Here is a 20,003-nt window from a genome sequence, read left to right on the forward strand (position 1 = left end):
GTGTTATTCGGCGGCCCAGATTTTGCGGCGGCGTTCCTTCACCATTTCGTTTCCGTCGTCCGAACCATCATGGAAGGTATTGAACCACTCATCCCACGGAGTTTCCCATGTGCCGTAGTTGCAGTCGAAAAACTTGTGGTGCAGCTGGTGGAAAAAGTCACCCACCTGGAATTTGGCATTCTTGCCGAGCTTCAGATGTTCGAACCCTGCATGCGAGGTTGGCGCGCCAATTCCGTGGTGGAACAGCAGGAAGATCGCATGGATCGGGTGCGACGGCACAAGGAAGAAGATCATCGTGTCGAACATCAGGAAAAAGCTTTCCACCGGGTGCATCGCCAGACCCGACCACGGTCCGGTGTTGATGTTGCGGTGATGCCAAGCGTGAACCTTGGTGTACAGCGGACCGACATGGAGCAGCCGGTGCAGCCAATAAAAGTGGAAGCCCGCCCAGACAGGGATCAGGATCGTCACGACCGAGAACCAGACAGGGTTGCTGTCAAAAGTGATCATCGTGATCCAGCCATTGGCATAGGCATACAGGATGAAGCATTCCCAGAAGGTCCAGAAGGTCAGCGCCGGGCCAAGCGTCCAGAACATGTTGTCCCAGACCTGATTCTTGAAGGTGAACACCTTGGCGCCCTTCATCATCGGGCGCATGTCATAGCGGTATTCATCCTGTTGCGTGCGGACCTTCCAAAGCGCCAGATGAAGGCCACCGGCAACAACCATCAGGATGCAGAAATTGCGGAACCAGATTTCCGCTACCCAGTCCCAGCTAAACGTTTCGATCCGGGACAGCGACGGCGTCAGGTAATTCCATGTGATGATAGCAAAAATCAGCATCAGCGTCCGCAGCGCCAGCGGGTTCCAGCTTTGCAGCAGGTATTTCAGCGATGCCAGCGGCTTCATCGGCCAGTCCCAATAGGGCGAGGTTTGAATCGGCAGTTGGGGTGTGTAATTCCAGATTTTCCGCTTGGGGCGCGGAGCATTGGCGGGACTTGTCATGTCTCGACTCTCATGGCTTGGGCAAGGCTGCAAAGCAGCGGATTTCAGTTCGCTGGCGAAGACACTATGACCGCCCGCCAGATTCTCAGCACATATTGTCTTGCCGGTTAGGATAAGTTTTGCTTAGCCTGCGGGCATGAGCACCCGCATCCCCTCTCTCAACTGGCTACGCGTGTTCGAAGCTGCAGCTCGCACCGAAAGTTTCGCACGCGCGGCGGCGCAGCTGAACATGTCGCCCGCTGCCGTCAGTCAGCAGGTCAAAGCGCTGGAAACCCGGCTGGGTACACCCCTGTTCCAGCGTCACGCGCACGCGGTGACGCTGACCGAGGCCGGGCGGGCCTATCTGCCATCGGTCCAGCAATCGTTGCTGATGCTGGAAACCGCAACGACCGGACTGTTTGGCGAAAGCCGCGAACAGCGGCTTTTCGTTCAATCCGTTCTGCTGTTCGCGCATGGTGTTCTGGCCCGTGGCGTGCCCGAGTTTCAGGCCGCCCATCCGCGGGTCAGTCTGGCCCTGAGCACCGGTAACATGATCGCGGATTTTGCAAATCAATTCACTGACTTGCAAATCGTGTTCGGCAATCCATCACTGTTTGGCACAGACGGGGACGAGTTGATGCGCGAGGTTCTGTATCCGGTCGCGAAACCGGATATTGCGGCCAGTATCCACTCTGCTCAGGACCTGTTCAACCATACCCTGATCGAGGTCTCCACCCATCGTGCCAGCTGGCCCGGTGTGTTTGAGGAACTGCGGCTGTCTCATGGATTGGCAAGGTATTTCTTTGCAGACAATTCGCTGATGGCGACCGAGCTGGCGGTAAATGGCGTCGGCATTGCGCTGGCACGCGCACCCGCTTCGGATTCAGCCATTCGAGCGGCCGGACTTGTCCCCTGCCTGCCCGGCATCCAGGTGCCGGGGCAAGAGGCGTATCACCTGATTTACCCCGACCGCGCAGCGCTTCGCCCGCCTGCGCGGCAGTTCAGAACATGGCTTCTGGATTACACATCCGAACTGCGGGCGCGCACAGGTTAGACACGAAATTTAGACTGGTGGACGCGTCGCCGTACCGCCGATGAAGAACTTTGTCGGACTGTTAGCGGCACAACACTATGGCCAATGGGGCAAGAAACAACTATTCCACGTCTGGATACTAACAGGCAGAGAATACAAACCCGTGTTCGACCTACCCACGCTGCGCGCAAACCTTTCCGAAAAATACGACCTTTCCCCCTCGCCCGAACTGGCGGCGGAGATGAGCGATGTCTACGACCGTATGAACCGCGTCGTGTCGCCTGCGGACTGGGCGATCTATGCGCCCTATGTCAAGGCGATCAATCAGCTTAAAAAGGAACGTAACGCCGTGATTTTGGGTCACAATTACATGACCCCCGAAATCTATCACGGTATCTCAGACTTTGTCGGCGACAGCCTGCAGCTCGCCATCAAGGCCACCGAGGTCGAGGCGGACGTCATCGTTCAGTGCGGCGTGCACTTCATGGCCGAAACCTCCAAGATTCTCAGCCCGGACAAGACTGTGCTGATGCCGGATATGGAGGCCGGATGTTCGCTGGCCGAATCGATAACGGCTGACGGGATTGCCGAAATGCGCCGCCGCTATCCCGGCGCGCCGGTGGTGACCTATGTCAACACCACGGCCGAAGTTAAGGCCGCATCCGATATCTGCTGCACCTCGTCCAATGCCGCGCAAATCGTTGCCGCGCAGGAAAGCCACACGGTGATCATGACGCCGGATCAGTATCTGGCGCAAAACGTGGCCAAGGATGTTCCGCAAAAGAACGTCGTCTGGTGGGAGGGGTCGTGCATCGTGCACGAGCAATACTCGCCTCAGGACCTGCGCGATTTCCGCGAGTGGAACCCCGGCACCCGGCTGATCGCACATCCCGAATGCCCACCCGATGTGGTGGCCGAGGCGGATTATTCCGGCTCGACCAGCGGTATCATCAACTATGTGACGAAGGAAAAGCCGGAAAAGGCGCTGCTGATCACCGAATGTTCGATGGCGTCGAATATTGCGGATGAACTGCCCGAGGTCGAATTCGTCGGACCCTGCAACATGTGCCCCTACATGAAAAAGATCACGCTGGAGAAGGTGCTGTATGCGCTGGATACCATGACCGGTCAGGTCGAGGTTGACGCGACCGTCGCCGACAAGGCGCGACTTTCTGTTGAGCGCATGATCGACCTTTCGCGCAAGCTGGGCATCTGAGTTAGGCCATGCAAGAGATCACCACCAATCGGGTGGTCATAGTCGGCGCCGGCCTTGCCGCCGTCTATGCAGCGCTGAAACTGGCGCCCCGCCCGGTTGTGATGATCTCGCCCGATCCATTGGGAACAGGGGCAAGTTCGGCATGGGCTCAGGGCGGTGTCGCCGCGGCGATGAACCCCGCCGACAGCCCTGAGGCACACGCAGCAGACACGGAAAAGGCCGGGGCCGGCGTTGTTCTGCAGGATGTGGCCGAATATGTGACCCGCGCGGCGCGCGATCATATTCTGGACCTGACCGATCTTGGCACGGGTTTTGATCGCACCGCAGACGGTGGCTATGTCCTGTCGCATGAAGCAGCCCACAGCATAGCGCGTGTCGTTCGCGTCAAAGGGGATCAGGCCGGGGCCGAGATCATGCGCGCGCTGATCGCCGAGCTGCGGAAGACCCCTTCGGTACAGGTTATCGAAGGCGCTCAGGCCGTCAGGCTTGAAACGCAGGGCCAATGCGTCACGGGTGTCGTTCTGACCTCTTCCTCGGATGGCGGATCGCAACCGGTCGTATTGCGAGGGTCCGCCTGTCTGCTGGCGGGCGGTGGTTCCGGCGGGCTTTTTGCCCTGACAACCAATCCCCCGCGCATACGCGGTCAGGTGATCGGGATGGCCGCGCGTGCAGGTGCGGAAATCGCGGATGCGGAATTCGTTCAATTCCACCCCACGGCCATTGATGTCGGTGAGGACCCTGCCCCGCTTGCAACCGAAGCGCTGCGAGGGGAAGGTGCAGTACTGGTCAACCGCGATGGTCACCGGTTCATGGCCAACATCCATCCCGATGCAGAACTGGCACCCCGGGACATCGTGGCCAGGGCGATTTTTGCCGAAACTCAGGCCGGCAACCGCCCGGTTTTGGACACGCGACAGGCCATCGGTGATCGGATCGGCGTTGAATTCCCGGCTGTGGCCGACGCCTGCCGTCGCAATGGCGTGGACCCTTCCCTATCCCCGATTCCCGTGGCAGCTGCCGCCCACTACCATATGGGGGGCATCGCCACCGGCCTTGACGGGCGCACGTCGCTGAGCGGTCTTTGGGCATGTGGCGAGGCAGCATCCACAGGTTTGCACGGTGCCAATCGTTTGGCGTCGAACGGTTTGCTCGAAGCTTTGGTTTTTGCGCGCGCTTGCGCACTGGACATCTTGGACAGCATTGAGATGACCGGTGACGTGCCCGAGGTTGTGCTGGCCTTTCACGATGGCGGCTCAAAGACCGATATGCATGCGGTTATGGAACTTCGGCAGACAATGACCAGAAATGTCGGTGTCGTGCGAGACGAAACAGGGCTGAAGGCTGCGCTGACCGAAATCGCGCGGCTGGAGGCTGATGGCCGATCCGACGACGGGTTTCTCAACATGACCGCAACCGCCACCCTGATTGCTGCCGCAGCACTGTTGCGCAAGGAAAGCCGTGGCGCGCATTTCCGGTCCGATTTTCCGAGCCCCCTGCCCGATCCCGGCCAGCGGTCGCGTCTGACACTTGATCGCGCGGTTGCGCTGCGGAGCACCATTGCAAAGGAAGCAGTATGAACACCGCAACCCTGCCCGACCTTATTCTTGAGCCTCTGGTACGCAACGCGCTGATGGAGGATCTGGGCAGCTATGGCGACATCACCACGCGAACGGTGATTCCTTCGGGCACCACTTATACTGCGAGGCTGAACGCGCGCGAGGACGCCGTGGTATCCGGGATGCAGGTCGCGGCACTGGCCTTTCGGCTGGTCGATCCGACGCTGGAGGTCACAACTTTGGTCTCTGACGGCATCACCTGCGCAAAGGGCGACACGCTTATGGAAATCCGGGGCAGCGCAGCCTCGATCCTAAGCGGTGAGCGCGTTGCGTTGAATTTCGCAGGAAGGCTGAGCGGGATTGCAACCCAAACCGCCGCGCTGGTTGCCGAAACCACGGGTACAAAAGCGCGCATCACCTGCACCCGCAAGACTACGCCGGGTCTGCGTATTGTCGAGAAACAGGCCGTTCTGCACGGTGGCGGGTTCAATCACCGCTATTCTCTGTCAGATGCGATCCTGATCAAGGACAATCACATCGCCGCCGCCGGTGGCATCCGCAAGGTGCTCGAGGCAACCAAGGCGACCGCCTCGCACATGATGAAAGTCGAAATCGAAGTCGACACTTTGGACCAGCTTTCAGAGGTTCTGGAAACCGGCGGTGCGGATGTGGTTCTGCTGGACAACATGTCGCCGGATACGCTGCACAAGGCGGTCGCAATGATCGAAGGTCGCCTGGTAAGCGAGGCATCCGGCAACGTCACCCGTGACACCGTGGCCGCAATCGCTGCAACCGGGGTCGACTACATTTCTTCAGGCGCGCTGACACATTCCTACAGAACCGTCGATCTGGGACTGGATTTCTGACCGGCAACGACCCAGAGCAACCCTTCACCCGAGGCTTGCGGACTGACTGAGGTGGTCTAGGATCACCTTATAGTTCAATTCATGTCGGGTCCGTCGTGTCAGATTCTTTATTCCTCCGCATTGTGCGGGAACCATTTGTTCATTTCCTGCTCATGGGCGCCGGTATTTTTGCACTGTACAGCTTTGCCGATACCCCCCAGACGCAACCTGAAGCCTTGGAGATTAAAATTACCCAAGCCGACATAACGGCCTTGGAGAAACAATTTGAAGCAACCTGGCGACGCAAACCCGGTCCGGATGAGCTGAAAGCGCTGATCGACAATCAGGTATTCGAGGAAATCCTTGTTCGCGAAGCGCGCGCCTTGCGGATGGACGAAGGGGATGCCGTGATCCGAAACCGGTTGCGACAAAAGATGGAGTTCATTGCAACTTCGGCGGCAAGTGCTGAAACCCCGGATGACGAAGAACTGATGGATCTGTTTCTGAGTGAAAGGGCGGAGTTTGAAATTCCCGGATCAGTTGCCTTTGATCAGGTGTTGTTGGACGAGGACTTTGCAGGTTCTGCGGACGCGATTCTGAAAGAGCTGAACGCAGGGCACATTCCGGACGGGATCGGAGCGCTGAGCCTTTTGCCTGCTCAGGTCCCGCCGATGAACGCCCCCCGGATCGACGGTATTTTCGGCGTCGGTTTTGCGGCTTCGCTGGATGATTTGAAACCGGGGGAATGGGATGGCCCAATTCGGTCTGGTTATGGCCTGCATCTGGTACGCATTCTGGAAAAGGCCGAGGCAACCTTGCCAGAGTTCGAAACCGCCCGCGCTGCGGTTCTGTTAAAATGGCGGGAGGGTCGACAGGCAAATGCGCGGGATAGCCTGAATGAAGCGCTTTTGAGCAAGTATCAGGTCAAAATAGACGAAGAATGATGTGTAAGTACTTGTTTTTAAAAGCTTTCTTAACCGCGTGCATTGCGATCGGCATAAATTTCGTTACTCCTGCCGACCTCCGAGCGCACGCGTTGGATCCGGGGTATCTGGAAATAACCGAACTTTCACCGGATACCTACCGCGTTTTCTGGCGAAAGCCTGACGTTCAGCAAAAGCCGATGGCAATCGAAGCCAGACTGCCGGAGATTTGCGAAGTCTCTGCCCCCCCTGCCCCGCGATTTGACGGTGCTGCGTGGATCTCAGAGTGGACGACCCGGTGCCCCAGCGGCCTTGCGGGTATGACGATTGAAGTTCCAGGACTTGAGGACACCCGAACCGATGTCTTGCTGCGCGTAGACTTGCTGGACAGCCCGGCATCAACCACACGGCTTGTTCCTGAACAGATCACTTTCGTAGTCCCTGGAGACACAACTCGCCTGTCCGTCTTGCGCACCTATATCACCCTGGGTGTCGAACATATTCTGGAGGGGTTTGACCATCTGTTATTCGTCTTTGCCCTGCTCTTTCTGATCCGCGACTTCTGGCGGCTGCTGGGGGCGATTACCGCATTCACTGCGGCCCACAGCATTACGCTTGCACTTGCCTCTCTTGGCCTGATCCATGTGCCCGCGCCTCCGGTCGAGGCATTCATTGCCTTGTCGATAGTCTTTCTTGCCGTCGAAATAGCCAAAAGGACCGACGACGCGCCTCGCTTATCCGAACGGGCGCCCTGGGTTGTCTCATTCTCGTTCGGGCTTTTGCACGGGCTTGGATTTGCTGGTGCGCTGAGCGATATCGGATTGCCTGAAGGGGATATTTTTGTCGCCTTGCTGGGATTCAATCTGGGTGTGGAGATCGGTCAAATTCTGTTTGTAGCGGCCGTACTGATCATTGGTTGGACGCTCAAATTTTTTGTCCCGGTCGGGAAATCCAACCTGCAGGTGATGAATACAACAGTCAGCTACTTTGTTGGGGCTGTCTCCGCCTACTGGCTGGTTGAACGTGTCGTTGGGTTTTGGGCATAATCCGATAGTTGGCTGGCAGTGCGCCAGCCGGTTGCAAATGGCCCACGGTCTAGTCAAAGGCGTCCGGTTCAAGTTCCTCCCAAAATGCAAAAATCGCTTTGGCGTTCAGACCTGACCGCCAGCCATGAGCTCGGAAGTGTTCGCGGTCCAGTTCGTCGTTCAGACCAGACATGAACAGACGCTTATCTGCATCCCTTTGTGTTGGGTTTCGCCGCGAAACCAGCTCTTCCACGATGGAGAGCTTTCTTGATCGATCGGCCCGTTCCGCTGCGCGCATTTCATAGGCCTGATCCTCTTGAGCTTTCTCTACCTGCCGCTTTCTGGCGGCTTCCAACGCTTCCGGGCTGGGTTCTTCCGGTTGCGAAGGCGTATCTTGCGCCTGATAGTCATCGCGCAACGCAGCCGACAAATAGCCCACGGTCGACTTGATACCCCCCTGCCCGACAACAAAGTTCAGCTTTTCCTGCACGTATTCTTCGCCGTGTTCCGCAATCCATTGACGCGCCAGCCGATCCGAGACCCCTTGCTTGCGCAGCGTCTTGTAGACACCCAGATTGCGCACGCCATCACTGTCGTCGATTTCGAACATCGCTTTTTGCGGATTGCTGCGGATCAAAAAACGAATATCGGTTACTGTCCGTCCCTTTTTTTGAAACTGAGGCTCAATCACGATGTCAGAGCTTTTGTTCACCTCTGCCACGGCGGTTTTGATGATTTTGGCGTTCAGGTGCTTGAAGCTGGCATAATAATCGCTGCCATCGACACCCATCAGTTTGCGAAACACGTCGAGCGTCCACCATCCAGTGGAACCTGTCCGGACAAAGCGATAGCAGTTTTCATACAAGGCCAGCCCGTGACCCGAATTGAAGTTTCGCTGAATATGCACATTGATTAGCGCATAGATCTTAGGATCATAGAGCTTTTGCGCCAAGGCCGGAGAATATGCATACTCGCACACTCCGTTCTTGAGTTTGGCGAAACTCAGCAGGGAAGAAACGCCCCACTCTTGTCGGCCCTGTTCATCTAACATGTCCCATTCGGCTACAGTCTCGGCTAACGCACGCAAACTTGCGCGCAGAGTATCGAAGTCGTTGGAATTGTAGCCAACCATCATTGCCAGCGTTCGCGCGTCAATTGTGTGCGTCGCGGCCGAAGTCAGCGCGTCATACGCATTGAGCAATAGGACGTTTGAAAGCTTGCGCTGCAATAGCGTCAGCTTGCCGCTGATGTGAATCGCGGCGACGTTCTTCTTGACCGTTTCCCGGCGAAGGGCGCCCGCGAGGTGGTCCATGTCCAATTGTGTATCCGGCATGATTCTGCCTGGCTGCTCGTTTTGCTATTTGTGACATGAAAGGTACCTTCCAATCAAATGGATTTGGGTACCCATATACGGGAGAACCGAAATCCCGCAGACAGGTACCTTTAATCAGGGCCACCGGAGTTATCCACAGAAAATGGTCTTTCCTGGACTCAACACTGGTAATATCGCCGCTGGCTGACAGGCAACTGTGTCAATGTTAGACCCTAAAGCCCCAATAAATTCAGCCTCCTGCGAATCGGGCCTCTTGTTCCCGCTAATTGGTCCGATTTGTCCCGGAATCAGCCACCTATTATCCTGCAAGCGGGTACCTTACATCCTGAATGCAGGTACCCAATGTGAGTTTTACTATTGAAAATAAACAATTTTTACTTGTCAAAGAGTCTAAAGATCTTAAAAAACTAAAACCTTTGTTGGTGTGTGTTTTGTCATTTTCTTTTGGTTTCGTGGCGAAACCCCACTGACAAACCCCTTTCTGTGGAAAACACGGCAAAGAAAGATAGCGCTGCGCATAAATGTTCGCTAGATTGTCGAATATACGCCGGTAAGGCGAACATATTCAGAGGCATCGACAGTGAACAAACCTACACAACCTCCCCTGCCCCCCTATCTGAATCTGGATCCTAAGGCGGCAGCTGAAAAGTTACCTGATCCTATTGGGACTTCGCGATTCGCAAAAGCGGCTGCTTTCTGCGGCAAGGGTCGTGAAGACCTTGCGCGGCGTGGTTACGCACCCGACGGAGAAAAACGCCTTCGCAAATTTTCGACTTGGGAAATTACCAAGTACTTGCTTCCGGTTGCTCCGGCTCACCTGCGCCGGGTACTCAAAGCCAATCCCGAGCTTCCCCAGGGAGAAGGTGAAGGCGGATCCAAGTGGTTCTCTCTCGAAGAAGTTCTGATTTTGCGGCAGCACTTTGCAGCCGAAGGCGTCAGCACCAAAGAATACCAGCCCTATCGCCCTGAGGGGCAGCCTGCAAAGGTTGCAGCGGTAGCTAACTTCAAGGGGGGTGTTGGCAAAACCTCCACCGCTGCTCATCTGGCGATGTCAGCGGCTCTGGATGGGTACAAGGTTCTTGTAATTGACTTGGATAGCCAGGGATCGATGACATCAATTCTGGGCGGTAAAGTTGCCGATGAATGGCAAACCGTCTTTCCGCTGATCGCCAAGGACTATGCGCGTGCAGTGCAGGAAGAAAACCGGGTGCGTACAGCGGCCGGACAGCCGGAAATCCCACTGGATGAAACCCTGCAGGAAGCACTGACCACTCAACCCCGTGATGTCATCCAGAAGACGCATTGGCCCAATATCGATCTGATTGGCGCTCAGTTGAACCTCTACTGGGCCGAATTCCAGATACCTGTTTGGCGCATGGGATTGCGCAGCTGGCCGTTATGGGATGGTCTGACCAATTTCCTGCAGGACGAGGGCATTCTGAACGACTACGATGTCGTATTCCTCGATACGCCTCCTGCTCTTGGGTACCTTACGATCAATGCGCTGGCAGCAGCGGATATCCTGCTTGTGCCGCTTGGGGCATCGTTTCTGGAGTTCGATTCGACGGGCAGGTTCTTTGACATGCTCTATACGACTTTCGCCAGTATCGAGGATGGCGAAAATGCAGCACAGCGAGCGGCGGGTTTACCTGAACTTAAATTCGAATGGGATGTAGTGCGTGCCATCATCACGCGGTTTGACGCAAGCCAGCAAACCGATATGGCAAACGTCATTCAGGCTTACTTCGGGGATTTCATGAACGCATATCGGCAGGACTATACGGCGCTGGTCGGGCAGGCCGGTGAGCAGGTCAATGGCATCTACGAAGCCGACTATCGTGATTTCAACCGAGACACCTACGTGCGCGGACGGGAGGCGTTCGACCGGACATATGCCGAATTCAAGGAACTGCTGATCGGCTGCTGGTGGCGCGATGCACAGATGGAGGAGCAGGCAAATGGCTAAACGTAGACGACTTATCGCCCCGGACGCGACCGAACTGGAAGAGCTGGAGGCGGGTTTCGCCGCGAAACCGTCTGTTGGCCCGTTCGAAACCAAATCTGCCGCTCCGCCGATTGCACAGGTTGCGGGTGAGACTGCGGCGCTGAACGGAATGGCGGCCGTTACCGACCGTGTCGCGCTGGCCAAGGACCAGGGGGATGCTGCACGCTGGCGCGAGGCACAGGATGCCGGGTTGGTTGCTGAAACAGTGGCGCTGGACCAGATTGATGCGGATTTCATTCGTCGCGACCGAATGGTCGATGATGAAGAAGCAATGGCTGAGTTGTTGGAATCGCTACGTGTTCATGGTTTGCGCACGCCGATCGAAGTCACCATAACGCCAGAGGGATATGGCCTGATCTCAGGTTACCGAAGGTTGGACGCGTTCAAACGGTTAGCTGAAACGGATGAAAGATTCCGGGAGATTCCGGCTTTTGTTCGTGAAGCCGGGGCAGGGCAGGGCGCCTATGTCTCGATGGTCGAAGAGAATGAGCTGCGATCCGACCTCAGCCCGTATGAGAGAGGCCGCATTGCAGTACTGGCGGCAGGGCAGGGGGTATTCCCATCGATCGAGGCGGCCGTAGATGTGCTGTTTGCCGCGGCATCCAAGGCTAAACGGTCCAAGGTGCGCAGTTTTGCCGTTGTGCATGAGGCGCTGGGGGATCTTCTACAGCACCCGGTAGCCCTGTCTGAAAAGGCCGGGTTGCGATTGGCGGCTGCGCTGCGGGAAGGTGCCCAGCCTCAATTGCGAGAGGCGTTGGCCAGGGCTGGCGTTCAGGACGCAAAGGCGGAATGGGCGCTTTTGGACAATCTGTTGACGCAGACATCTGTACCCCGAAAACAAAGTTCAAGAGGAGGGCGGCCGCAGCAAATCGAACGCATCGCACGCCGTGCCCTGCCTGGCGGTGGTGGCATCAGCGCCGAGGTTGGGCCCGATGAACTCCGTATCCGGATCGACGGCAGGGCGTTCGACCGCGAAGCAGCCGAGGATTTCCTCAAGCAGCTTTCGAATGCATTGACCTAGTTTCGCGGTGAACCTCGGACCAGGGTCAATAGGGGCGCCATTCGGACTGGGATTGGCGCCCTTTTCCCTTCCCGTAAACGGGTACTTAATGTGTATGCAGACAGTTTCCGTCTCATTATCTCGGCAAGAAAGCTGTCGGATTCTTTTGGTTGTTTACATCTCTGTTTTGCTTCTGGGTCTGTGTAGTCACACGACACGAAGGGAGGTCCTTGGTGGCCGGGATTTCCCAGCTCGGGCTCTGCCAACAGGAGGACCGAAGTTCTCGAGGACCTCGGTCCGTTCCGAATAAATTTTGATGATCTGAGAGAGCTTGTCTGGACTAAAGCGCTGGCTACAGATGCGACTTACTTTGATAAGGGACCGAAACTGCGATCCGCTGGGAATACCCAAACCCCGAACAAACACAGCGGCCATTTCGGATCTTTCTGGTGGACATCGTTCGGTATCAATCCGGTGAAATCGGGCAGAAAATCCATCGGGAAAAACTCTCTGGGACAACGGAGAAGGGGCTTATTGGCCATGCTTCATGGGGCATATTTCCGGTCAGATCAATCATAAGTGATAAGCGATACTTATCAGTCATAATAGCAAAGTCAGAAGGTGACTCATGTAATGTGCAAAATAGGTCAATTGTGATCGTAATGCAGGTAGGTGGTTGCGATAAAACTCACAAACACTTTTCAAAACTGGCTGTTGACGTGTTCCAGAGCCACCTTCAATTGCAGAACAAACTCACTTACCAACGCGGATGGAGGACGATGTGCAGGTTGCATTATTGAGACGTTTAAAACGACATGCGGATGAAACGCCCGAAAGACGATAGGTCTCGGCTCGGGTTGCATATTGACGTATCCAGCTGCGGTAATCGGATCGCAGATACAGTAGCAAAGCCCTTTTTCCACCAGAGTTAACGCTGGGTGAAAAGTCCTGAGTTCGAACCGTTGTTCGAAACTGGCTTTTTGGCTGGCGAATGCCCTTTGGGTCGCAATCAGGTTTGGGTGACCCTCCTGCAACCCGGCCATCGGACGACCCGACAGGTGATGCGCCTGGACTGTATCAAGTTCAGCCAGTGGATCACCTGCAGGGATCGCACATACGCACTTCATGTCAAAGTCGACTGTATCAATTGCTGCAGTGGATTTTGGAGTTTCACCCAATCCAATGTCGTATTGCTGAGAGGCAACCCATTCCTCGATCACCGGGGATGCGCGCATCATCAACGAAGCTTTTACATCTGGTTTGTCCAACAGAAACTCCCCCAGAAGCTGCGGCATCAAAAGGCTGGAAGCGGCCGGCATACAGGCAATATTCAGGCGCCCTTTTGTCAGCGCCCCAATCTCGCGCATCGTCCGGGTTGAAAGCGACAAGCGATCCAGGATCGCCTCAGCTTCGGTGAGGAAATATTGCGCCTCGGGAGTAGGGGCCATTTTCCCGCGCTGTCGGCGGAACAGAGCAATATCCAACTCGGCCTCGAGATTTGCGATCAGCGCGCTCACAGCGGGTTGAGTCCGTCCGAGGATTCGGGCGGCGCCAGATACCGATCCTGTCCGCATAACCTCTCGAAAGGCTTGCAATTGGCGAAAGCTGAGATTCATGCGCCTTTGTTAATCCTCATCTTTTTCCCGCTCCATAAACAAACTTTATTCAACAATCAATTTAATCGTTTTGACTTGATATGCTCAGCTCGTGATCTTCCCGCCACGAATACACCGCATGCATTCGCGATGACGGAGGGGGAAATGACACGCTTTGCTAGCGTCTTGCTGACAGTCCTGATCTGCCTGGTTGCTCTTGGGCAATTTGTGCAGGTGATCACACGCTATGTGCTGGAAATCCCTGTTATGGGATTGGAAGAAAGCCTGCTCTATCCCACGCTGTGGTTGTACATGCTGGGGGCGGTCAACGCGTCGCGTGAAAACACGCATATTCGCGCCAATGTGCTTGAAATTTTTCTGTCCACCGAACGCCAGCATCAGGTTCTGGCAGTCATAGGTGAGGTCATCAGCCTTATCGTAGGTATCTGGCTGACCACATGGGCCTGGGATTTCACCAAGTACTCAGTGCGGGTCTGGCGCGAGAGCCCGACCCTGTATCTGCCAACCTTCTATGTCGATGTTGCTTTGTTTGTTGGGTTGGTCCTGATGATGCTCTTCACCGCCTGGCATCTGCTGATGCATCTGCGCGCGTTGTTTTCCCCTGTTACCGAACCTGCCGTTGAAGGAGGTCTGAAATGATCGAGATCGCGCTTCTCGCCGTACTGGTTCTGGTCATTCTGCTGACACTGGGTGTTCCACTGCCGTATTGCTTCGGTGCTGGTCTGATGGTGATGTATTTCGCCGGTGACGTGGTCATGAAGGGCAACATGCTGTGGGGTTTCCAACAGCTAGGTAACCCGGTGCTGCTGGCCATTCCGTTGTTTGTACTGGCGGGGACGATCATGTCTGTCTCCGGTATCGCGGCGAGCCTTCTCAATTTCGTCAACATTTTCATCGGCCACCTGCGAGGTGGATTGGGTGTTGTAGCCACTGTTTCTTGTGCGTTGATCGGCGCGATCTCTGGCTCGGGCCTGACGGGCGTCGCCGCCATTGGCCCTCTGCTGATCCCAGAAATGGAAAAGCAGGGCTATCCCCGCGAATACGCGACGGCGTTGATCGCGAATGCATCGCTTCTGGGCCTGTTGATCCCGCCTTCCGTGACAATGATCGTCTATGGCTGGGTTACTGATACGTCGATCCTTGCCTGTTTTCTGGCGACACTTGGACCCGGCCTGCTGATCATGGCCAGCTTTTCAGCGGTCAATATCCGGATGGCTCGCAGGTTCCCCCTGCAACTGAATGAGCCCCTCAAAGGCGCGGCATTCATGTCCGAGGCAGCCCAACGCGGCTTCAAGGCCACGCCCGCCCTGCTAATGCCGGTGATCATTCTGGGTGGTATCTATGGCGGCATCATGACCCCGACCGAGGCCGCTGCTGTGGCTGTGATCTATGCAATCCCGGTCGGGTTCCTGATCTACAAGGGGCTGGATGTTCGCACGTTCTTCGGCGCCGGCAAAGAAGCCGCAACATCTGTTGGAGCGATCATGCTGATGATCCTGTTCTCGATGATCCTCAGTCAGATGTTCGTGCTGGAAAGCGTGCCGCAGGCCATCGTGCAGGCGATTTTCTCGGTGACCGAAAACAAGGTCCTGCTGCTGGTACTGATCAACATTCTGCTGTTCCTGGTCGGCATGGTGGTCAACGACGTAACCGCAATCATCCTGATCGCACCACTGTTGTTGCCTTTGATGCAGGCTATCGGTGTCAGTCCGATCCAGTTTGCCGCGATCATGGGGGTCAACACCGCGATGGGAGGTGTGACGCCGCCCTATGCCTCGATCCTGTATCTGGGCGCACGCATCGGCCAGGTGCCGGTCACCAAGGTGATCCGACCTGCCATGACTTTGATCCTGTTGGGTTATTTGCCAGTCGTGTTCCTGACCAGCTTCTGGCCGGACCTGTCGATGTGGCTTCCCCGCTTCTTTGGCTACTAAGCCGCCCATTTCATCACTCACGGAGGAGACTTATCCATGATGAACTTTCTGAAATCCACCTGCATGGCCGCAGCCGTTGTGGCAACTGCCGGGATCGCCGCCGCCGACACGCTGAAGATCAGCCATATCCGTCCACAGGGCGCGACCATCGACAACGAATTGCGTGCCTTTGCCGAAGAACTGAAGACCGCAACGAATGGCTCGGTTGAGCTGAACCTATTCCCGGCGTCAGCTCTCGGGGACTACACCTCGGTTCAGGAGCGCATCTCGGTGGGTGCCATCGACATGGCCGTACAGCCCGCAGCCACCGCCGTTGATCGTCGCATGCAGATCTCGGCCTTTCCTTATGTGGCGGCAAACTGGGATGAGGCGAAAGAGATTTATGGTCCCGGCGGTGCAATTCACGGTGCGATGAAGGATCTCTATGCCAAGCAGGACATCACCATGCTGGCGGCCTATCCGGTGTATTTCGGTGGCGTTGCCCTGAACACTGACGCCGTGAACCCGGGCGATCCGACTGCCGCCAAGGGCATCAAGGTACGCGTTCCCGGCATCAAGAGCTTTCAGCTGACTGCCGATGCTTTGGGATACATTTCGTCGCCCATTCCATTCTCGGAAGCGTTCACTGCCGTACAAACTGGTGTTGTTGACGGTGTCGTCGGCTCGGGTGCCGAAGGCTATTATGCATCGTTCCGCGACGTGACTACGTCCTATGTCCCCGTGAACACGCATTTCGAAGTTTGGTACATGATCATCAACTCGGGCACTCTGGCCGAGCTTGGTGATGAAGACCGCGCAGCCTTGGAAAACGCAGCACTGGCGTTCGAAGCCAAGCGCTGGGAAACCGCCGAGGCTGATCAGGGCGCGTTCGAGCAGAAGCTGGCCGACAATGGCGCAGTCATCGTGTCTCTGACAGATGAAGAGCTTGCGGCCACTGCCGCGCACGTGCGGACGCAAGTCTGGCCGCAGGTCCTTGAAGACGTAGGCCAGGATTGGGGTCAGGCCATCCTCAACCAGATCGATCAATAAACCGACCCGACCCTGAAATCGGGCAAGGCGTGTTCTCCCTACGCCTTGCCCTTTTTATCCCGGAGATCAGCCAATGTTCAGATCCCTGCAAGATCATGACTGCGATCTGGTGACGCTGCGCGTCAATGGCCAGGTGGTCAAGGCTCGCGAAGGCCAGTCCGTTTGGTCTGCAATGGCGGTGGCTGGTCAGGTCGTGACCCGTAAAGCGGCCCTATCAGGCGAAGCCCGCAGCGCTTATTGCGCCATGGGCGTCTGTTTCGAGTGCATGGTCGAAATCGATGGCCTTTCTAATCAGCAGGCCTGCCTGCATCGGGTCCAGGATGGGATGAGCGTTAACACGCAGGACATTACCGAAGACACCGAGGCCGCCGATGCAAGCCTTTGATTGCGCCGTTGTTGGGGCGGGCCCAGCAGGCATGTCCGCCGCCATTGAGCTGGCGCAGGCCGGGGTCGATGTGGTTGTACTGGATCGTGCCGAACGGGCAGGGGGGCAGATCTACCGGTCGGCGGCCAGCAGCCCTTTGCCGGACATCGCAAGCCTTGGCCCGGACTACGCGGCAGGGGCTGACCTGATCACCCGGTTCGAACGATCCGGCGCGAAACACATTGCCGGGGCCGATGCTTGGCACCTGGGGGATGATGGTCGCATTCTGTTTTCCTGTCAGGGTGAAACCCGTGAGCTGCATTGCCGTGAGATGCTGTTGTGTCCAGGGGCGATGGAACGGCCCATGCCGATCCCCGGTTGGACACTGCCCGGGGTGATGACCGCAGGCGCGGCGCAGGTGATGCTAAAATCAGATGCTGTCGTCGCGGATGGCGCAGTCTTTGCCGGGTCTGGTCCTCTGCTGTACCTGATTGTGGCGCAATACCTGCGGCTGGGTGTATCCGTGGCAGCGCTGGTCGATACTACGCCGCGACAGCATTACCTTGACGCGGCCCCACTGATGCCACGCGCGGTGCGGCAGGTCGGACAGTTGCGTAAGGGCCTGTCTTTGTTGCGAGAAATTCGCGCTTCGGGCGTGACCATCCACCGATACGCCAAGAACCTCGAGGTCAGCGGCGATCAAAGGGTCAAAGGGCTGCGTTTTGTAGCATCGGGCCAGCAGCACCTTGTTTCAGCCGATACCTTGTTCCTGCACCATGGCGTTCAACCTAATTTAAACATGACCCAAGCGATGTGGCTGGCGCATCACTGGAACCACGCCCAGATGTGCTGGCAGGTCACGGTTGATGTATTCGGCCAAAGCTCAGTCGCGCATGTTTCAGTTGCTGGCGACGGGGCGGGAATTGTTGGTGCCGACGGCGCGCGTGCAGCCGGCCGCGTGGCCGCGCAGAATATCCTGTTTCGCCTTGGTCGGATTTCCGAGGCTGACAGGGATCAAAGGGCTCGCGCTGATTTGAAACTCTTGTCTGCCTTGAAACCTTTCCGCCGGTTCATCGACCGCCTGTACCGCCCGACCGACGCGCTGAGATTGCCGCGTGACGCGGAAACTCTGGTATGTCGCTGCGAAGAGCAGTCATTGGGCGATTTGCGAAAAGGATTCGAACAGGGCGCGCGGGATCCGAACGCCCTGAAATCCCTGACTCGGTGTGGAATGGGGCCATGTCAGGGGCGGCAATGCGGTCATGTGGTGACCGGGCTGTTGGCGCAATGGCGCGCAGAAAGCCCCGAAGCAGTTGGGTATTACCGACTGCGCAGCCCCCAACGCCTGCTGACCTTGGATGAACTTGGCCGCTACGACACGGTTCCAGCGGAGGCGGCGGAATGAAGGCGGATGTTCTGATCATTGGTGGCGGCATTCAAGGCTGCGCAACTGCCTACCATTTGGCGCGCAAAGGTGTCTCAGTGATTGTGGTCGAAAAAGACTACTCCGGGCGGCATGCCTCGGGCGTCAACGCAGGTGGGGTGCGGCTTCTGGGGCGTGACATGGCCGAGGTTCCTTTGTCGAAAGCATCGATGGAGATGTGGCAGACACTGGATGAAGACCTGGGCCATGATACCGGGTTTCGCCGTCAGACGCTGGTCAACATCGCAGTTGATGAGGCCGATCTGGCAACTGTACAGGCCCGCGAGGCCACGATGCGTGATGCTGGATACACACATGAACGGATCATAGATCAGGCCGAACTCAGGGAAAGATTGCCTCATGTGAACCCCGACTGCGTTGGTGGTGTGATCTCGGAGCTGGACGGGTATGCTATACCCTACAAGGCGACATCTGCGTTTCGTTTGGCCGCCGAATACTTAGGTGTTCAGGTGATCGAAGGCGAAGAGGTTCTTGGGCTCCGACGTGTGGGCGATGCTTGGTTGGCGCAGGGTGTGCGGCACACATACGAGGCTGAAACGGTCGTCAATTGTGCTGGCGCATGGGCAGACAAAATTGCTCTGATGATCGGGGACAACGTTCCACTCAGCCATGCTGCGCCTATGTTGATGATCACCGCCCGGATGCCGCATTTTGCCAAGCCGGTCGTTGGTGCGATCAGCCGCCAGCTCAGCTTTAAGCAATTCGAAAATGGCACGGTGCTCATCGGCGGGGGTGCCAAGGGTTTTGCCGACCGCGCCAAAAATCGCACACGGTTGGACTATGCCAAACTCGCCGCTGCTTGCCGCACTACGGCCGAGTTCTTCCCGATCATGCGCACGGCCAGTATCAACCGGATGTGGGCCGGGCTGGAGGCTTATATGCCGGACAACCTGCCTGTGATCGGCCCCGCTGTGAATGCCCCACGCGCTTTCCATGCGTTCGGATTTTCTGCGCATGGATTTCAGATGGGACCTGTCGTAGGGCAGGTTCTGGCGGAACTGGTGACTGGTGGACAAAGCCGTTTCAATCTATCGCCCTTCCGTATCGACCGATTTGACCGCAATGTCCTGTAATGGAGTTATCCAAATGACAATCACCCGTATCGAAACCGGTAAACGCATGAGCAAGATCGTCAAGCATAATGGCGTTGCTTATCTGTGTGGTCAGACTTCGGACGCTGCCACAGTTGCAGACCAGACGCGCGAAATTCTGGCAAAAGTAGAGGACCTGTTGGCCAAGGCGGGAAGCGATAAATCCCGCATCCTGCAATGTGTTATCTGGTTGGCCGACATGGCGGATTTCGCCGAGATGAATGATGTTTGGGACGCTTGGGTTCCGGAAGGCCATGCGCCGGCCCGCGCCTGTGGCGAAGCCAAACTGGCACGCGAGGTGCTCAAGGTCGAGATGATTGTCACTTCAGCTTGCGACTGAGCTTAGCCGGTCAGGGTTATCGATTTTCGAAATAGGCGAACCCACATGGCCTCAGCAAGGCGCGTGGGTTTACCTCTTCAGCTCCCCAAGTTGCGATGAGCTGGTTCTGACAGACTGCGTTGCATTTAGACATGAACAAGGCGGATGCCCGGGGCTGTTGCCTTAGTGCCGGTACATGGTATCTCAAAGCTGCCGGAAGACTATCGACATCTACTGGTTGCCGTCGAATAATCGCCTCTCCAACTTCCGCGAGTGAGTGCTTGCG

Annotated in this window: 18 protein-coding genes; 15 read left to right on the forward strand and 3 right to left on the reverse strand. The window is 56.7% G+C overall.

Features of this window, described 5'->3' with window-relative positions:
* Positions 1–3: 3 nt before the first annotated feature.
* A complete protein-coding gene (locus ACR0NA_RS16185; protein ID WP_480730608.1) occupies positions 4–1,005 on the reverse strand; it encodes a sterol desaturase family protein in 1,002 nt (333 codons plus the stop codon).
* A 136-nt stretch (positions 1,006–1,141) separates the two neighbouring features.
* Between ACR0NA_RS16185 and ACR0NA_RS16190 the strand changes: the two genes are divergently transcribed.
* The 6 genes from ACR0NA_RS16190 to ACR0NA_RS16215 all read left to right on the forward strand — a co-directional run bounded on the left by ACR0NA_RS16190 (position 1,142) and on the right by ACR0NA_RS16215 (position 7,603).
* Positions 1,142–2,038 carry a LysR family transcriptional regulator gene (locus ACR0NA_RS16190; protein WP_480730609.1) on the forward strand — a complete coding sequence of 299 codons (897 nt, stop codon included), beginning with the start codon at positions 1,142–1,144 and terminating at the stop codon, positions 2,036–2,038.
* A gap of 142 nt (positions 2,039–2,180) precedes the next feature.
* Positions 2,181–3,233: a quinolinate synthase NadA gene (gene nadA / locus ACR0NA_RS16195; RefSeq protein WP_480730611.1), complete on the forward strand. Its 1,053-nt coding sequence runs from the start codon at positions 2,181–2,183 to the stop codon at positions 3,231–3,233.
* Positions 3,234–3,241: 8 nt separating this feature from the next.
* Positions 3,242–4,810: an L-aspartate oxidase gene (locus ACR0NA_RS16200; protein WP_480730613.1), complete on the forward strand. Its 1,569-nt coding sequence runs from the start codon at positions 3,242–3,244 to the stop codon at positions 4,808–4,810.
* Positions 4,807–5,655, forward strand: a complete 849-nt coding sequence (nadC, locus tag ACR0NA_RS16205; RefSeq protein WP_480730615.1) for a carboxylating nicotinate-nucleotide diphosphorylase — start codon at positions 4,807–4,809, stop codon at positions 5,653–5,655. The genes ACR0NA_RS16200 and nadC overlap by 4 nt, the downstream gene beginning before the upstream one ends.
* A gap of 122 nt (positions 5,656–5,777) precedes the next feature.
* Positions 5,778–6,578, forward strand: coding sequence for a peptidyl-prolyl cis-trans isomerase (locus ACR0NA_RS16210; protein WP_480730617.1), 801 nt, complete (start codon positions 5,778–5,780; stop codon positions 6,576–6,578).
* Between the two features lie 299 nt (positions 6,579–6,877).
* Positions 6,878–7,603 (forward strand): HupE/UreJ family protein, encoded by a 726-nt coding sequence (locus ACR0NA_RS16215; protein ID WP_480730619.1) that lies wholly within the window; start codon positions 6,878–6,880, stop codon positions 7,601–7,603.
* 49 nt (positions 7,604–7,652) lie between these two features.
* Here the strand turns inward: ACR0NA_RS16215 and ACR0NA_RS16220 are convergent, their stop codons facing one another.
* On the reverse strand, positions 7,653–8,915 hold the full coding sequence (locus tag ACR0NA_RS16220; protein WP_480730621.1) for a replication initiation protein: 1,263 nt from the start codon (positions 8,913–8,915) through the stop codon (positions 7,653–7,655).
* A 580-nt stretch (positions 8,916–9,495) separates the two neighbouring features.
* Here ACR0NA_RS16220 and ACR0NA_RS16225 point away from each other — a divergent pair.
* Together ACR0NA_RS16225 and ACR0NA_RS16230 are read left to right on the forward strand one after the other, a co-directional pair.
* The gene (locus ACR0NA_RS16225) at positions 9,496–10,881 is read left to right on the forward strand and encodes an AAA family ATPase (protein ID WP_480730623.1); all 1,386 of its coding nucleotides are present in this window, start codon (positions 9,496–9,498) and stop codon (positions 10,879–10,881) included.
* On the forward strand, positions 10,874–11,941 hold the full coding sequence (locus tag ACR0NA_RS16230) for a ParB/RepB/Spo0J family partition protein (protein ID WP_480730625.1): 1,068 nt from the start codon (positions 10,874–10,876) through the stop codon (positions 11,939–11,941). Before ACR0NA_RS16225 ends, ACR0NA_RS16230 begins: the two co-directional genes overlap by 8 nt.
* 680 nt (positions 11,942–12,621) lie before the next feature.
* On the opposite strand, the gene ACR0NA_RS16235 is transcribed toward ACR0NA_RS16230, so the two are convergent.
* Entirely contained in the window at positions 12,622–13,536 is a 915-nt protein-coding gene (locus tag ACR0NA_RS16235) for a LysR substrate-binding domain-containing protein (RefSeq protein WP_480730627.1), read from the reverse strand.
* A gap of 144 nt (positions 13,537–13,680) precedes the next feature.
* Here ACR0NA_RS16235 and ACR0NA_RS16240 point away from each other — a divergent pair, with 144 nt between their 5' ends.
* The 7 genes from ACR0NA_RS16240 (at position 13,681) to ACR0NA_RS16270 (ending at position 19,738) form a co-directional block, all read left to right on the forward strand.
* Complete coding sequence (locus tag ACR0NA_RS16240; protein WP_480730629.1) at positions 13,681–14,175, forward strand: TRAP transporter small permease; 495 nt, start codon at positions 13,681–13,683, stop codon at positions 14,173–14,175.
* Positions 14,172–15,470: a TRAP transporter large permease gene (locus ACR0NA_RS16245; protein WP_170656459.1), complete on the forward strand. Its 1,299-nt coding sequence runs from the start codon at positions 14,172–14,174 to the stop codon at positions 15,468–15,470. Before ACR0NA_RS16240 ends, ACR0NA_RS16245 begins: the two co-directional genes overlap by 4 nt.
* Before the next feature lie 36 nt (positions 15,471–15,506).
* Entirely contained in the window at positions 15,507–16,499 is a 993-nt protein-coding gene (gene dctP, locus ACR0NA_RS16250) for a TRAP transporter substrate-binding protein DctP (protein ID WP_480730631.1), read from the forward strand.
* 73 nt (positions 16,500–16,572) lie between these two features.
* Positions 16,573–16,884, forward strand: coding sequence for a (2Fe-2S)-binding protein (locus ACR0NA_RS16255; RefSeq protein WP_480730633.1), 312 nt, complete (start codon positions 16,573–16,575; stop codon positions 16,882–16,884).
* Positions 16,871–18,268: an FAD-dependent oxidoreductase gene (locus tag ACR0NA_RS16260; RefSeq protein WP_480730635.1), complete on the forward strand. Its 1,398-nt coding sequence runs from the start codon at positions 16,871–16,873 to the stop codon at positions 18,266–18,268. The genes ACR0NA_RS16255 and ACR0NA_RS16260 overlap by 14 nt, the downstream gene beginning before the upstream one ends.
* Complete coding sequence (locus ACR0NA_RS16265; protein ID WP_480730638.1) at positions 18,265–19,380, forward strand: NAD(P)/FAD-dependent oxidoreductase; 1,116 nt, start codon at positions 18,265–18,267, stop codon at positions 19,378–19,380. Before ACR0NA_RS16260 ends, ACR0NA_RS16265 begins: the two co-directional genes overlap by 4 nt.
* Before the next feature lie 13 nt (positions 19,381–19,393).
* Entirely contained in the window at positions 19,394–19,738 is a 345-nt protein-coding gene (locus tag ACR0NA_RS16270) for a RidA family protein (protein WP_480730640.1), read from the forward strand.
* Positions 19,739–20,003: the final 265 nt, after the last annotated feature.

This window comes from Ruegeria sp. C11 (genome assembly GCF_056537725.1).